The organism is Planctomycetota bacterium (genome assembly GCA_018242585.1).
Classification (GTDB): domain Bacteria; phylum Planctomycetota; class Planctomycetia; order Pirellulales; family PNKZ01; genus JAFEBQ01.
In genome coordinates this window covers 92,859-107,077 of record JAFEBQ010000020.1, presented here as the reverse complement: position 1 = coordinate 107,077, position 14,219 = coordinate 92,859, and the positions used below count along the sequence as shown (strand labels likewise).

Genomic DNA, 14,219 nt, shown 5'->3' with positions numbered 1-14,219 from the left:
TAGCTACAACATACGGCGTAAGGGGGTGATCTTACCGCGATTTCAGCAGGCGTCAACAAGATTGGCCCAAGCCACTTATTTGTATTGAGTTACAGCTACATTCGGCCTACCGCACAAACAGGGGGTGCGCGATAGCGCTATCAGTAAGTGCTTAGATGACAGCCACTTAATGCGATAGCGCCAGCGCCTTGCCGCTCGTCGACAATTTGGTCGTACTCGAAAAAATTTTGGCGTGGGAAGTTGGTCGATGAAACACCGCGAAAAGCCGCAATTCGTGCGATGTGCTAGCGATAAAAAGCGAAATGCTAGCGGCAAAAGTGGATGCGGTGTCGGTCGGACTTTATGCTCATGCCTCGAGGTGGCATCGTCCGGCTTGGTGTTTTTGCGTCTTCCCCGTTCCTGCTCTCCCGTGCCTTGCGAGGATATTCCGTGTCGAACACTTGGCATCGCGCTGTTTGCGGCGTTTTCGTCGTTTCGGTTGTCGGTCTGATGGCGTCGCGTGTCGCTGCCGAGTCGGGGCGCGTGTTGCCCGCCGGAAAACTGCCGGCGGATCGTCGGCTCGAACCGCTTAAAACGCTGGACGGTTACTTTCCGTTCGAGGTGCCCAAGTCGGTCGCCGAGTGGCAGGATCGCGCCGACGTTGTCCGACGCCAGGTTCTCGTCTCGCAAGGCCTCTGGCCCATGCCTACGCGCACTCCGGCCCGCGCCGTCGTTCACGGCCGCGTAGCGGAGGACGGCTATACCGTCGAGCGCGTCTATCTGCAAAGCTATCCTGGTCACTTCGTCACCGGCAGCTTGTATCGCCCGGCGAAAGGTGAAGGACCGTTCCCGGCCGTGCTCTGTCCGCACGGACACTGGCCCAACGGTCGATTTATGGACGTCGAGCGGGCCAAGGTCGAGAAAGACGTCGAGGCCGGCGCCGAGAAGTATGTTGATAACGGCCGCAACGTGCTGCAGTCGCGCTCGAAGCAATTGGCGCGAATGGGCTGCATTGTGTTCCTGTACGACATGGTCGGCTATGCCGACAGTCAGCAGATCACCCACCGCCCCGGCGTGCGCGCGGCGATGAGCACCGAGACCAATTGGGGCTACTTCAGTCCCCAGGCGGAATTGCGCATGCAGAACATGATGGGGCTGCAGACGTACAACTCGCTTTGTGCCCTCGATTGGATCTGCTCGCTGCCCGAAGTCGACACCGATCGAATCGGCGTGACCGGCGCCAGTGGCGGCGGCACCCAGACGTTTATCCTCTGTGCGATCGACTCGCGCATTACGGTCGCGCATCCAGCCGTGATGGTCTCGACCGCCATGCAAGGGGGCTGCACCTGCGAGAACGCGCCTCACTTGCGTGTCGGGTCGGGCAATATCGAACTGGCCGCGCTGTTCGCCCCCAAGCCGCTCAGCATGACCGCGGCCAATGATTGGACCAAGGAGATCGCGACCAAGGGGCTGCCCGAGTTGCAGCAGCTCTACGGCCTGCTCGGCGCGCGCGAGAACGTCCAGGGGGTGCCCTACTTGCAGTTTCCGCACAACTACAACGCGCCAAGCCGACTGGTGATGTACGGCTGGTTCAACAAGCACCTGCGGTTGGGACAGTCCGAGCCGATCGAGGAGCCCGAGTTCCGGCACCTGACCGAGGCCGAGACCACGGTCTGGAACGAGTCGCATCCCAAGCCCCCCAGTGGCGACGATTACGAGCGTAGCCTGCTGCGATGGTTGACGGCCGACGGCGAGGCGCAACTGGCCCGCTTGGCGCCATACAGCCCTGACGACCTGCCTCATTGGCGCAACGTGGTCGGCGAGGGCTGGGCCACGCTGATTGGTCGCGAGCTGCCCGCTGCCGCCGAAGTCGAGCACGAAAAACTCGCTCAGCATGACCGAGGAACGTACCAGGAAATTGCGTCGCTGTTGCGAGTGCGCAAACACGGCGAAGAGATTCCAGTGATGTTTATGCTGCCGGCCAACTGGAACAAGCAGGTCGTGCTGTGGATCGATGGCCAAGGGAAGCGGGCGCTGTACGCGGCAGATGGCGCGCCGACGGCCGAGGTGAAGCAGTTGCTCGACGCCGGCACGGCGGTGGCTGGCATCGATGTTTTTGGCCAGGGCGAGTTCACCGCCGATGGCCAGCCGGTCACGAAACAGCGACTGGTGGTCGGCCCCAAAGTGAGCGACATTTCAAAATATGCTGGCTACACGTATGGCTATAACCACTCGTTGCTGGCCCAGCGGGCGCACGATCTGCTGGCCCTGATCACCTATGTGCGTAACCGCAAGTTGCAGCCCCAGCGGGTGACGATGGTCGCTCGCAACGGCGCGGCCCCCTACGTGGCGGCGGCGTGTGCCGTGGCCGGCTCGGCGGTCGACGCCCTGGCCATCGACACGCATGGATTCCGCTTTGCGCGGTTGACCGAGTTCGACGATGTGAACTTCGTGCCCGGAGCGGTCAAATACGGCGATTTGCCAGGCTTGCTGACCTTGGCCGCGCCGGCCGAGATGTGGGTCACTGGCGAGACGAGCTATTCGATCTTGCCGGTCGCCAACGTCTATAACGGGCCAGGTCAACGCGAACGCTTCCAGTTTGCCCCCGAAGCCGACAAGGCAGCGCTGATGAAGTGGCTGCTGAAGTAAGCGGTCAACATCGGGTGGCCCGGCCGCTACTCGGCCGGGTTGCGTTAGCAACAAGCAATTCGCTGTGGGACGCGACTCGTTCTTCCTGTCGCTTGCGCGACCCAGCCGGCAAGCGGCTGGGCCAACCGAGCTTGAATGCTCACCGACGCACGTAACCGCCGACTTACGTCGGCGGCTGCTGTGGCGCGACCCCTACCCCTCGTAGCCGTAGCGCTGCATCAACGGCTGCCAGCGCTCGGCGACCAGCTTGCGGTGCTCGGGTCGGGCGTCGTAGCGGTTCGTCTGATAGCCGTCGAGCGACTGGACGTACGCTTCGAGCCGCGGCCGCAACTCGTCGAAGCCGCCGAGTTGCATCTGTTCGTAGATCGCCTCCATCTCGCCGATCGGATTGGCCACCAGGTCTTCGTACCGCACTTCGACCAGTTGGTCGGGGCGCAGCAGCGCACGATCGCGCTCGTACTTGCGATACATCCGCTCGAACGTCGACAGGACGTACTCCTCGAGCCCCTCGTAGTTCGGCCGCTGCAGCCCATGACGCGTGTAGAGCGTCCGCCACAAGTTGTAGGTCGATGTGAACACCGCGTTCGGGTCGCGGATCACGTGGACGAACTTGGCCTCGGGGAACATCTCGACCAGCGTGCTCACCCGGGCCGTGTGAGGCGGGCTTTTCAGCACCAACCGCTTGGGATTTTGCAGCGTGATCTGTTTCAAGAACCGCAGCAGCGTTTGCTTCCAGGCGTTCACCACCTTGGGGGGCACGTTTTCGAGCGTCAGGTAATCGTCGTACTTGTGGCGATGGTTCGGAAAGGCGATCTGCAAGTACGGCGACGGCACTCCCAGGTTACACAGCGCGAACTCTTCTTCTTGCGGGCGGTCCCAACCGGCCGACATGTTGTCGATTTGCCTGCGGGCTGGCAGCAAGGAATGGAACCACTGGGTGATCAGCTTCTCACTGGACAGAAAATGATTCGGCGCCAGGCACTCGTACGTGTTGGGAAACGAATGCCGCGGATCGAGCACCATCAACTCGTGCAACAGGGTCGTCCCCGAGCGCCAATGCCCCAGCACGATGATCGGCGGAGCGACGAGTTCGATCCGGTCGACCTTGCCGCCGAAGGCGAGTTGTTGCGCCGTCCCCCAAACCGAGTTAAGCGCGCTCCAACCGCTGATGGCGGCCGCGACATGCCAGTACTGCCAACCGATGTCGAAGCGGTTCTCGGCCAGCAGCTTCCACCAGCCGCGCGCGTTCATGCCGACCCAGAATCGCGGCGCAAAAATATGCTCGCGCAACGTGGGTTGATTCTTCGTTTTAGCAGGTGCCGTGGCCACAGACATGCAAACTTCGCCGGTCACACGCGGGTAAAACAACTGTCGCAAGTCTAGCCGTCAATTCTCGGGCGAACAAGCGACCCGAACGGGCGATGACAATGCGTAAAGACAGACTGTCATGTGAAAAACGGCGCAAAACCTGTGAGCGCCTAGCGCAGCGTCGGCTCTTGCGGCCGTCGCGCCAACGCTTGCAGCGTGGTCTGCATTTCGATCATCAGCCGACTACTCGATTGTCGACCGACCAGATGCGCGACCGGCGCTCCTTGCGGCGACACGAATTGCACCGCGGGGAACGCCTGCACTTTGAACCGCTCGCACACCTCGGGCTCGGCGTCGGCATTGACCAGCACGCAGACAAACCGATCGCTCAGCCGCGCCAGCGACGTTTCGGCAAACGTCTCGTCAGCCATGGCCGTCGAGAAGGGGCACTCGTCGAGCGTAAAGAAGACCAGCATCGGCTTTCCCTGGCTGCGGGCCAGCGCTTGGCCACGCTCGAAACCGACCGTGAACGCCACTTGCCCGCACACCTTGGTATGAGCGTTGGCAGCCCGCGGGAGCGAGGCCGGCGGGCTGGTGGCGTCGGTACAGCCGGCGATCCACGCCAGGCCTGCGAACAGGCCTGCGCTAAACGACAGCCACAACTTGGCGCGAGGAGCGAGACGGCGAATCATCCGTGATTCCGCGGCAACCGACAACGGCCGAATGGTGAAACGAGAAGGGGCAAGAGTCTCGCAGGCCCGCCGAATAAGTCAATTGCGAAAAGCGGGGCGGACGCCAGCAGTGCTGGCGTCCGCGTGGGTTGTCTGTTTTCCCGCGCAGGCGGGAATCCAGTTTTGTAGGGTGCATTCCATGCACCTTATCTGTGGCCGATTCCCACCAACGAGATGGGGGAGGAGCCGGTGTTGGGCGAGATCAATCCGCCAAGCCTCTTGGCAACGAACGTCGAAATAAGGTGCATAGAATGCACCCTACAAGAGCCGGTTTGCGCAAACACCGATCGAGCAATTACGCCGAAGCGATGGCCGCGCCGGTTTCCCACTTGGAACCGTCGCGGTGGACGCGATGGTACAGCGTGTCGCGCTCGACCGGCTCGCAACCGGCCTCGACGATCAACTGCTTCAATTGATCGACCGACAGAATCTCCGGGGTCTCGGCGCCGGCGTCGTGATAGATCAGCTCGTGACGGACGGTGCCGTCGATATCGTCGGCGCCAAAGCGCAGCGCCGCCTGGGCCGTCCCCAGCCCGAGCATGATCCAATAGGCCTTGATGTGCGGGATGTTGTCCAACATCAACCGGCTGACCGCCATCGTCCTCAGGTCCATCAGGCTCGACGGCTTCTTGATGTGGTTCAGCCCCGTGTTATCCGGGTGGAACGCCAGCGGGATAAACGTCTGGAACCCGCTGGTTTCGTCCTGCAACTCGCGCAGCCGGATCAGGTGGTCGACCCGGTGCATCGCGTTCTCGATGTGGCCGTAGAGCATCGTGCAGTTGGTGCGCAGGCCAAGTTGGTGCGCTTGCCGATGCACATCGAGCCAGGCTTCGGCGTCGGCCTTGTGCTCGCAAATCTTGTCCCGCACCTCGGGATGAAAAATCTCCGCGCCGCCGCCGGGCATGCTTCCCAGCCCGGCATCAATCAGCTCTTGCAAAATGTCGCGCGCACTTCGACCGGTCAGGTGCTGGAACCAGTTGATTTCGACGCCGGTCCAGGCCTTCAAGTGAAGTTGCGGATACGCCTGGTGCAGAATGCGCACGATGTTGACGTACCACTCCATCTTCTTCTGGTGGTGCAGGCCGCCGACGATGTGCATTTCGGTACAGCCGTTCTCGAGCGCTTCGCGCCCGCGGGCCAAAATCTCCTCGTCGGTCATCACGTACCCCTTCGGGTCGCGCAGGTCCGACCGGAAGGCGCAGAAGATGCACCGATAGATGCAGACGTTCGTTGGGTTCAGGTGCGTGTTGATGTTGTAATAAGCGCGGAGGCCGTGCTTCCGCTGCCGCACATAGTCGGCCAGCGCGCCGACCTCGTACAGCGGCGTATTGGGATCCGATAGCAGCAAGCCGTCGTCCATCGTCAGCCGCTCGCCGGCCAACACCTTTTCGCGAATGTTCTTCAAGCTGGTTTCGCTGGCAATCACAGGAAAGTCTCTGGGCGATTCGTTGAGAAAACCGTGGACGTGGGGCGGCGGTTCTGGGGTACTTTGTCGAACCTGTAGGGTACGCACTCCGTGCGTACCGAATTGTTCTGTCGGTTAACTGCGGAATGGTACGCACGGGGTGCGTACCCTACGGTTGTCGTCGCGGCACTCCAACAGTTGCTTGGCCCCTTATGTTATCAAGCGAGGGACGATCAGCAAATCGAGAATGGTTACTGCCAGCAGCCCCAAACCGATCACGGCGTTTACATGAAAGAACGCGGTATTCACCCGCGATAGGTCATCGGGGCGGACTAGCCAATGCTCGTAAACCAGCAGCACCGTCGTCGCCGCCAGGCCGACCCAATAGGCCGCGCCAAACGCCGGGTAGACCAGCGGCAACAAGGCCAGCAGTCCAATCATCGCCGCATGACATAAGGCCGCGACACGGAGCGAGCCCTTGATGCCCAGCCGGGCCGGCACGCTGTGCAGGCCGCGACGCTGATCGAAATCGAAATCCTGGCAAGCGTAAATGATGTCAAACCCCATGACCCACAACGCGACCGCGCCGGCCAGCACCACGGGTGGCCACTCGACCGTGCCGCGCAGAGCGATCCACACCGCGATCGGGGCCAGACTGAGCGCCACGCCCAGCCACAAGTGAGCCAGCGCCGTGAACCGCTTGGCGAAGCTATAGCCACAGACAAACGCCAGGACCGGCGCGCTTAGATACAACGGCAAACGGTTGGGCAGAAACAACGCCGTACTGGCGATGAACAACAGCCCACACGCAACCGCAAACGCGGTGACGGCCGCCACGCTCAGCGTTCCCGCTGGCAGGTGACGCATGGCCGTGCGCGGATTCTCGGCGTCAATTCTGCGGTCGACCAGGCGATTGAACGCCATCGCCGCGCTGCGGGCAAAGACCATGCAGAGCAGGATGGCCAGCGCCTGCAGCCAACGTGACGGAGAGTACGGCCCGGGATCGAGAACGATTTCGCCCACGAGTCCGCTATTCTCTATGCCTAAGGCATTCTTGGCGTAGCGATCGACTGCCGATGGAATGACACGTCCATTCTGTTCTGGCACTTGAGCCGCCATTGCGCTGTCATAATTCCAAGCCATCAGCGCCGCCATCAGCGCGAACGGCAGCGCGAACAGCGTGTGGCTGAAGCGAATCATTTCCAGGATTAAACGGACTTGGCGGAGCATGCTCTACCTGCAAATCCCAATGTCCAAATCTCAATGACCAAGGGGACAGGGCACGCCCTGTCTGGCAAGTACGGCTGCACTTTGGTCATTGGTCATTGCGGCTTGGTCATTCCTTCTCTCCCCATCGCTTCATCAACTGGTGTTCCACGTCGAACTGGTCCAGAATCCGCGCCACGACAAAGTCGACCAGCTCGCCCAGCGTTGACGGCCGCTGATAAAACCCTGGCATGGCCGGCAGGACGACCGCCCCGTACTCGGCGCACCGAGTCATGTTTTCGAGTTGCGGCACCGACATGGGCGTCTCGCGCGGCACCAGGACCAGCATCCGGCGTTCCTTCAGGTGAACATCGGCCGCTCGTTGAATCAGGTTGTCGCTCGCCGCGTTGGCCACGGCGCTCAGTGTGCCGCCGGAGCACGGACAGATCACCATGCCGGCCGACCGGGCCGAGCCGCTGGCCATTGGCGCAAAGAAGTTCTGATGATGAAAGTATTCGGTCGTGCCGCACAGGCTGGCTTCGTGGCTGGCCAGGCGCGGAAAGATGCCCCGCAACGTGGCAAAACGCGCCGAGTCGGCAAACGCGTCGCGCGATGGCAGCAAGCTATCGAGCGTGAACTTCTCGACATCGATCTTTTGCCCCAGTTCTTGCGCGATGACGGCTGCGCCCGAGGGGCTGATCGACAACTGTACGCGCCGGCCCAGGCTGGACAACACGTCCAGCAAGCGCACGGCGTAAATCGCGCCGCTGGCCCCGGTGATTCCGACCACGATCGGCAAATCAGCGCGACTCATGATGCCACCACCGGCTTGGTGCCTACATAAAGCGTCGCCACGCCGAGCGTCAGCGCTCGGTACCAGACGTCGGTCAGCCCCGCCGCGCGCATCCGCTCGGCCAAGGCTTCGCCCGAGGGGAACTCGCCGACGCTTTGGGGCAGATAGGCGTACGCCTCGTCGGCGTTCCGCGCGAGTGCTTGTCCGATCCGCGGCAACACGTTGCGGAAGTACCAGCCATAGATGGCCGCGAACGGCTGCCAGCGCGGCTGGGAGAATTCGAGCACGACCACCCGGCCGCCGGGCCGACAGACGCGCGTCATCTCGCCCAGTCCGCGATCGGTGTCGGTGACGTTCCTCAGACCGAACGCCACGCTAACGATCTGGAACAGGTTGTCGGTGAAGGGCAAGTGCTGAGCGTCGGCCTCGACGAAGGTGAGCTCGCCGTTCGCCCCGGCGGCGTGTCCTTTCTGGCGACCGATCGTGAGCATGGGGTGGCAGAAGTCAGCGCCGACGATCGGCGTGCGCCCCGCCGTCGCGCAACGCCAGGCCAACGCCAAATCGCCCGTCCCGGTACACAGATCCAGAATCGGCGCGTCCCCCGCCGGCGGTACCAGACGAATCGTCCGCCAGCGCCAGTACTTGTCGATGTTCATCGACAGCAGATGGTTCAGCAGGTCGTAGCGCGGGGCGATCTGCTCGAACATCCGCCGCACGCGAGTTTCTGACTTATCGACCGGCATGGGAGGTGGCTAGTTCCAAAAGCAGAGACTGAATTGATCAGCAGGCCCGGCGGCGGTAACACGCAAACACCCCTCCCTTTCAGGGAGGGGCTGGGGGAGGGTAAACGCGTTACTCGCTCGCGACATCACTACCAGCCTGACTCGTGACCCTCATCCGGTTCGCTGCGCTCACCACCTTCTCCCCGGGGGAGAAGGATTTTGCGCTATGTCGCTCACGCTTCGGGCGCAGTAGCACTAAAGCATCAACCGCACGACAACCGCTCATCATAACCGCGGAAACCCCCGCTTGGCATGGGGGGAGCGGGGCGAAGGACGAGCAAAAAGGCCCCGCAATGGCGATTGAAATCAGATCGCGCGCGGGCCGGCGGGCGGGTTGGCCGCCTGGCCACGGTTGATTTCCTGCAGGAACCGCAGCGCAGACCCCGCCTCGGGCGGGTTCAAAGCCGCGGCGCGCGAGAAGAACGTCTGTGAACGTTCGCGCTGGCCGTCGAAATAGAGATGCACGCCCAACAGGAACAGCACGGCGTCATCCTCGGGGCGTTGCAGCGCCGCCTCGGCCATCGCCTCGCGCATAGCGACCTTGGCCATGCGGTTCCCTTGCCAGAGTTCGTCCAGATTGAACTGACTGGCGGCCCATTGCGGCTCGAGTTCAAGCCCGCGACGAATCACGCGCGCTGCGTTCGAGTATTGCCCCAGCGCCGACAGCGCGAGCCCTTGACGGAAATAAATGCCTGGCATGTCCGGCGCATTGGATGCGGCGTCTTTGTAACGCTGATACGCTTCGTTGAACCGTTGATGGTGAAAGCGCTCGTCGCCGGCGTGCAGCTGTTCGCGAGCGCGGGCCAGGGCCGCTTCGTTGCTGTGCCGTGGTCGCGCCGGCGGGACCGCGCCGTTGCCGGCGTTGCCAAAACCATTTTGTGGATTGTTCGCCGCGGCCGGTGGATTGGCTGCGCCGGCCCCCTGTCCTGCAGCGTTGGCGCCGAACGGGAAGTTGCCTCCGGCAAAACCTCCACCCCCGGCCATCTGTCCGCCGAAGACCTGGTTGAATTGCGCCTGGGGGCCAAACAGCGCGCCAGCCGGCGCGAAAACCGGCCCGCCGGTGGTGATGGGCGCCGACCAGTACGGCGAAGCAAGCCACGACATGTACACATACGGCCCGCCGGCGATCACGCCCGTGGCGTTGTAGCCGCTGATGAACGAGTTGCCTCCATAGTAGGTGTTCCAGCCGCCGCCGCCCGCTGAACCGTGGTGGTGGAAGCCGTGGGAATGGTTGAACGTCTGAGCGTTCACCAGCGACGCGAACGGGTCACCGGCGATCAGGCCTCCCGCGGCACACCACAGCACGAAGGCACAGGCCCGATACATGCTCATCACCCGCATTGTTGCCCCCTTCCTTGGAACGTCCCGCGGCCCCTGAGTTCCCCACTTTTAAGTGTAGGAGCGTCGCGCCGCCGGTCAATCAATCGTGCCGCGCAAATCCTCGGCCGAATCGTAGCCGACCCGGTGTGAAACCGAGACAAAGATGGCAACTACGCAATCTTGCCGGGCAAATCGGCCAGCAGCCAGCGACTCGGCTAATTCATGCTTGCCAGGCCCAGCACTTTGCGGAGGGCCGTCATGGCAATCTCGCCAAATTGTCGTGGTGGCACCGACCAGATTTCTGGATTCATCAATTCGACCGACACCGGGCCGGCGTAGCTGATCTCTCGCAGGTACGCCACGATCGGTTCGAGTGGCAGATCGCCGTCGCCGGGCAGGATTCGATCGGCGTCATTGGCCAGTTCGCGCGGCACTCCGGCCAGGTCGCACAACTGGACATGAAACAAGTTGGCCGGGGTCAGATAGCCCAGGTCTTCGGTCTTGCTGGGGCCATTCGCGAAGTGGAAGACGTCGAGGCAAAGCCCCAGGTGAGGCGAGTCGCACTCGCCGACCAACGCTGCGGCCGTCTGCAGATTGTTGCCGAACGACGCCCCTGATTGAAACTCAAGGGCCAACCGCACTCCGGCCGCTCCGGCCAACCGGGCCGCCTCGGCAAGCGAAGCCTGAGCGCGATCGATGTCCTGCTGGGCCAGCGGCCCGACGATATCACCGGCCACGACTAACGTACCGACACCGAGTGTGCGACAGAGTTCAAGACGCCGCTCGAAATGGGCCCAGTGCTCCCGACGCGCGTCCCCTTGGCTGATTAAAAGGCCCCCTTGGTAGCTGGCCACCGGGGCGGACATCTCTTGCTCGGCCAACAGCCGGCGCAGGTCGCCGACCGAGCGTTGCTGCAGCCAGCCTTCGACCTTGCCCAGCCAAAGCTCGATCGAGCGACATTTGCCGGCGGCGTAGTCGGCGATGTCGTCCTCAAGTGCGCTTGGCAGCGAACAGACCTGGCTGAGTGTCGGAATCATCGCAAGCTGCTATCCTGGGCCAGCGTGGGAGATCGGCGTGCCGCGGGACGCCGGACTGGGAATCCAAACGCACGATCGGAATCGATTTGACCGCCAGCATATCAAACGCATTGCCGACTCGCGACTCGCTCCGTCGTGCGCTCGGCCTGGGGCATTGGAACGGCGTGCTGTGGGCCGCGGGGAACGCGCTCACCAGCGGGTCGCTGGTCACGTATCTGTCGCTCGATCTGGGAGCCCAGGCGGGCGAACTGAGCTGGTTGCTGGCCAGCCAGGCCTTGGCTGGCATGCTCCGCTTTGCCGCGCCGGCGTTGATTACGAGCTTTGGTTCGGCGCGCCGAGCGTGCCTCTGGCTGACGTTATCGAGCTACGCGCTGATCGCCCTGTTGCCGGTGGCCACGGTGGTGGACTCGCCGCTGCGGTATTTGCCACACGTCCAGACCATCATCGTCCTGTTGTGCGTTCACCAGGCGTTGGAAGCTTTGGGAACGGTTGCGCTGTGGGACTGGTGGTCGAGGATCGTGCCGGCGCGCGTGCGGGGACGATACTTCTCGCGGCGCAATGTCTGGCAACTGCTGGCCATCATTCCGCTGGCCTGGGCGAGCGGCTACTTCGTCGACACTTGGCGGGAGCGATACCCCGAGGCGATGGTTTGGGCCTACGGGCTGGTGACGGCCGTGGGGGTACTGTTGCTGCTGGCCTCGCTGGTCCCTTTATGGTTCATGCCCGAGGCGACGGCGTACGCCGAGCGGCGTCGTCAGGAGTTGGCGCCCGCCGAGCGCGGAAACATTTGGCGCGCGCTTACGTCGTCGGTCTTTTGGCCGTTGTTGGCGTTTGGCTGCACCTGCTCGCTGGTCAATGGACTGACGCAAGCGGCGCAAGGCGTCTATCCCAAGGAAGTTCTCAAGGTGTCGCTGGCTCAGCAGACGTTGTTTGTCGCGTTGATGCGGTTTGGCCAAATGGGTTATAGCATCTGGTTCGGTTCGTTCAGTGATCGGTTCGGACTCCGGCCTGGCCTGATCGCCAGCCAAGTCGCGCAAGCCGCCGGGCTGTTGTTTTTTGTCCTCTCGCGGCCGGGGGATACGGTGTGGCTATACGGCGCTTGGCTGGCCTGGTCGGCGTTTGCTGGCATCAACATCGGCGTGCCGGTGTTGATGTTGAAACTGGCCCCGCGCGGACAGGCGGCCGCCTGGTTCGGCGTCTACCACGGACTGGCCGGCGTCTGTTACGCCTCGGCGACGATCGCTGGCGGGAAAATAGTTGACGCGCTGCGGGACCGCTTCGGAGTAGAACCGTGCGGCCCCCTGCCGTTGACGTTTTTTGGATACCTGTTCCTGGCCGGCTGGATTGCGCGTACCATGACCGCGGGCTGGCTGGCGCTGGTGCGCGAGCCGGAGGCTTGGACCTGGAGGCAAATCGTCCGAACTTATGACTCTCGATCAGGGCCACGAGACATCTCGCTGAAAGGCCAGAACGTCGACGAGTCCGCTTAGCTAATCAAACATCTCGTTCGCTGCCATCACTCAAAAGGCCATTCGCATGACGCGCACGCTGCCGTGGAGCTTGACCGGAGTTGTTTTCACGCTGTTGATCGCGGCTTCCGCGCGGGCCAAAGAGCCCGGCGCCGTCGATTCAGCGCTCGCTAACTACGTCGGCCAGGCCGACAGTTCGTTCGGCTGGAAAGAGCGCCGCCGTGGCGACGCCCCCAACGGCGAATGGGTCGAGCTGACGCTCACGTCGCAGACCTGGCGTGAGATTCCCTGGAAGCACCAGCTCTTTATCCTGAAGCCCAAGCAATTGCGCGACAGTTCGCGGGCGCTGCTGGTGATTGCCGGCGGCAACTGGAAGGCTGAACTCGAACAGGCCGCGCGGGCCGATGACAAGCTGCCCGGCCAGGCCATGATGTTCATGGGAGCGGCCGAACAACTGGGCTCGGCCGTGGCGGTGCTGTTGCAGGTGCCGCAGCAACCGTTGTTCGAAGGCAAACGCGAAGACCAGTTGATCTCGTACACTTTCGAGCAGTATTACCGCACCCAGGATGACACCTGGCCGCTGCTGTTGCCGATGGTCAAAAGCGCCACGGCCGGCATGACCGCCATCGAGCAATTCGGTAAGCGCGAGTGGTCGCTCGACGTCAAGAACTTCACGGTCATCGGCGGTTCGAAGCGCGGCTGGACCACGTGGTTGACTGCGGCGGTCGATCCGCGCGTCAAGGCGCTCGCGCCGGCCGTGATCGACATGCTGAACATGCCCAAGCAGATGGAGCACCAGGTCGCCACCTGGGGCAAACCTTCCGAGCAGATTCGCGACTACACCGACCGCGGGCTCGACAAGGTCGTGCGCACGCCGGCGGGGAAACTGTTGACCCAGATCGTCGACCCGTACAGCTATCGCGACGATTTGAAGCAGCCCAAGCTGATCATCCTGGGGACCAATGACCGGTACTGGCCGCTCGACGCCTTGAACATCTACTGGCACGAACTGCTCGGGCCAAAGTACATCCTCTACGTGCCAAATCACGGTCACGGCGTGAGCGACGTCGAGCGACTGGTCGGCTCGATCACGGCGCTGCATCGGCAAAGCGCGGGCGAGTTGAAATTGGCCGACCTGAGCTGGCAGTACAAAGACGCCGACGGTCAGCTTCATCTGCATGTGAAGAGCAACGTGCCGCCCAAGAGCGTCGTGGCCTGGACCTCGTCGGCAGCGACACGCGATTTCCGTGACGCACGCTGGTCGAGCACACCCATGCAGCCGGCCGCCAAGACGGCCACCGGAGAAGCGGCCGGTTACGAGTTCACCCTGCCACAGCCAAAGGACGGCTTTCAAGCGATCTTTGGCGAGGCGGTGTTCGAGACCGATCGCTTGCCGTATTACCTGTCGACGAACGTGAGGATCGTCGATAGCGCGAAGGCGACGGCGGCGGGCGAATAGAGCGTCGCCACCGCGGTAAGGATAGCGGTCGTAATACCACGGTAAAGCATCGTGATGGGCGCGGCGCCGCGCGAGGTTCCA

Annotated in this window: 11 protein-coding genes; 3 read left to right on the top strand and 8 right to left on the bottom strand. The window is 62.8% G+C overall.

The window, feature by feature from the left end; genetic code table 11:
* The first annotated feature begins 429 nt into the window (after positions 1 to 429).
* Positions 430 to 2,628: an acetylxylan esterase gene (locus tag JSS27_10910; GenBank protein MBS0209457.1), complete on the top strand. Its 2,199-nt coding sequence runs from the start codon at positions 430 to 432 to the stop codon at positions 2,626 to 2,628.
* Positions 2,629 to 2,820: 192 nt separating this feature from the next.
* Here the strand turns inward: JSS27_10910 and JSS27_10905 are convergent, their stop codons facing one another.
* The 8 genes from JSS27_10905 to JSS27_10870 all read right to left on the bottom strand — a co-directional run bounded on the left by JSS27_10905 (position 2,821) and on the right by JSS27_10870 (position 11,210).
* Entirely contained in the window at positions 2,821 to 3,963 is a 1,143-nt protein-coding gene (locus JSS27_10905; protein MBS0209456.1) for a sulfotransferase, read from the bottom strand.
* A 143-nt stretch (positions 3,964 to 4,106) separates the two neighbouring features.
* On the bottom strand, positions 4,107 to 4,628 hold the full coding sequence (locus JSS27_10900; GenBank protein ID MBS0209455.1) for a thioredoxin family protein: 522 nt from the start codon (positions 4,626 to 4,628) through the stop codon (positions 4,107 to 4,109).
* A gap of 334 nt (positions 4,629 to 4,962) precedes the next feature.
* Complete coding sequence (gene mqnE, locus JSS27_10895) at positions 4,963 to 6,093, bottom strand: aminofutalosine synthase MqnE (protein ID MBS0209454.1); 1,131 nt, start codon at positions 6,091 to 6,093, stop codon at positions 4,963 to 4,965.
* A gap of 189 nt (positions 6,094 to 6,282) precedes the next feature.
* Complete coding sequence (locus tag JSS27_10890) at positions 6,283 to 7,302, bottom strand: UbiA family prenyltransferase (GenBank protein MBS0209453.1); 1,020 nt, start codon at positions 7,300 to 7,302, stop codon at positions 6,283 to 6,285.
* Positions 7,303 to 7,408: 106 nt separating this feature from the next.
* The gene (locus JSS27_10885) at positions 7,409 to 8,092 is read right to left on the bottom strand and encodes a UbiX family flavin prenyltransferase (protein ID MBS0209452.1); all 684 of its coding nucleotides are present in this window, start codon (positions 8,090 to 8,092) and stop codon (positions 7,409 to 7,411) included.
* Complete coding sequence (gene ubiE / locus JSS27_10880) at positions 8,089 to 8,814, bottom strand: bifunctional demethylmenaquinone methyltransferase/2-methoxy-6-polyprenyl-1,4-benzoquinol methylase UbiE (GenBank protein ID MBS0209451.1); 726 nt, start codon at positions 8,812 to 8,814, stop codon at positions 8,089 to 8,091. The genes JSS27_10885 and ubiE overlap by 4 nt, the downstream gene beginning before the upstream one ends.
* Before the next feature lie 345 nt (positions 8,815 to 9,159).
* Positions 9,160 to 10,194: a hypothetical protein gene (locus JSS27_10875; GenBank protein ID MBS0209450.1), complete on the bottom strand. Its 1,035-nt coding sequence runs from the start codon at positions 10,192 to 10,194 to the stop codon at positions 9,160 to 9,162.
* 194 nt (positions 10,195 to 10,388) lie between these two features.
* The gene (locus JSS27_10870) at positions 10,389 to 11,210 is read right to left on the bottom strand and encodes a sugar phosphate isomerase/epimerase (GenBank protein MBS0209449.1); all 822 of its coding nucleotides are present in this window, start codon (positions 11,208 to 11,210) and stop codon (positions 10,389 to 10,391) included.
* A 110-nt stretch (positions 11,211 to 11,320) separates the two neighbouring features.
* Between JSS27_10870 and JSS27_10865 the strand changes: the two genes are divergently transcribed.
* Together JSS27_10865 and JSS27_10860 are read left to right on the top strand one after the other, a co-directional pair.
* Entirely contained in the window at positions 11,321 to 12,700 is a 1,380-nt protein-coding gene (locus JSS27_10865) for an MFS transporter (protein MBS0209448.1), read from the top strand.
* Positions 12,701 to 12,746: 46 nt separating this feature from the next.
* Complete coding sequence (locus tag JSS27_10860) at positions 12,747 to 14,138, top strand: PhoPQ-activated pathogenicity protein (protein MBS0209447.1); 1,392 nt, start codon at positions 12,747 to 12,749, stop codon at positions 14,136 to 14,138.
* Positions 14,139 to 14,219: the final 81 nt, after the last annotated feature.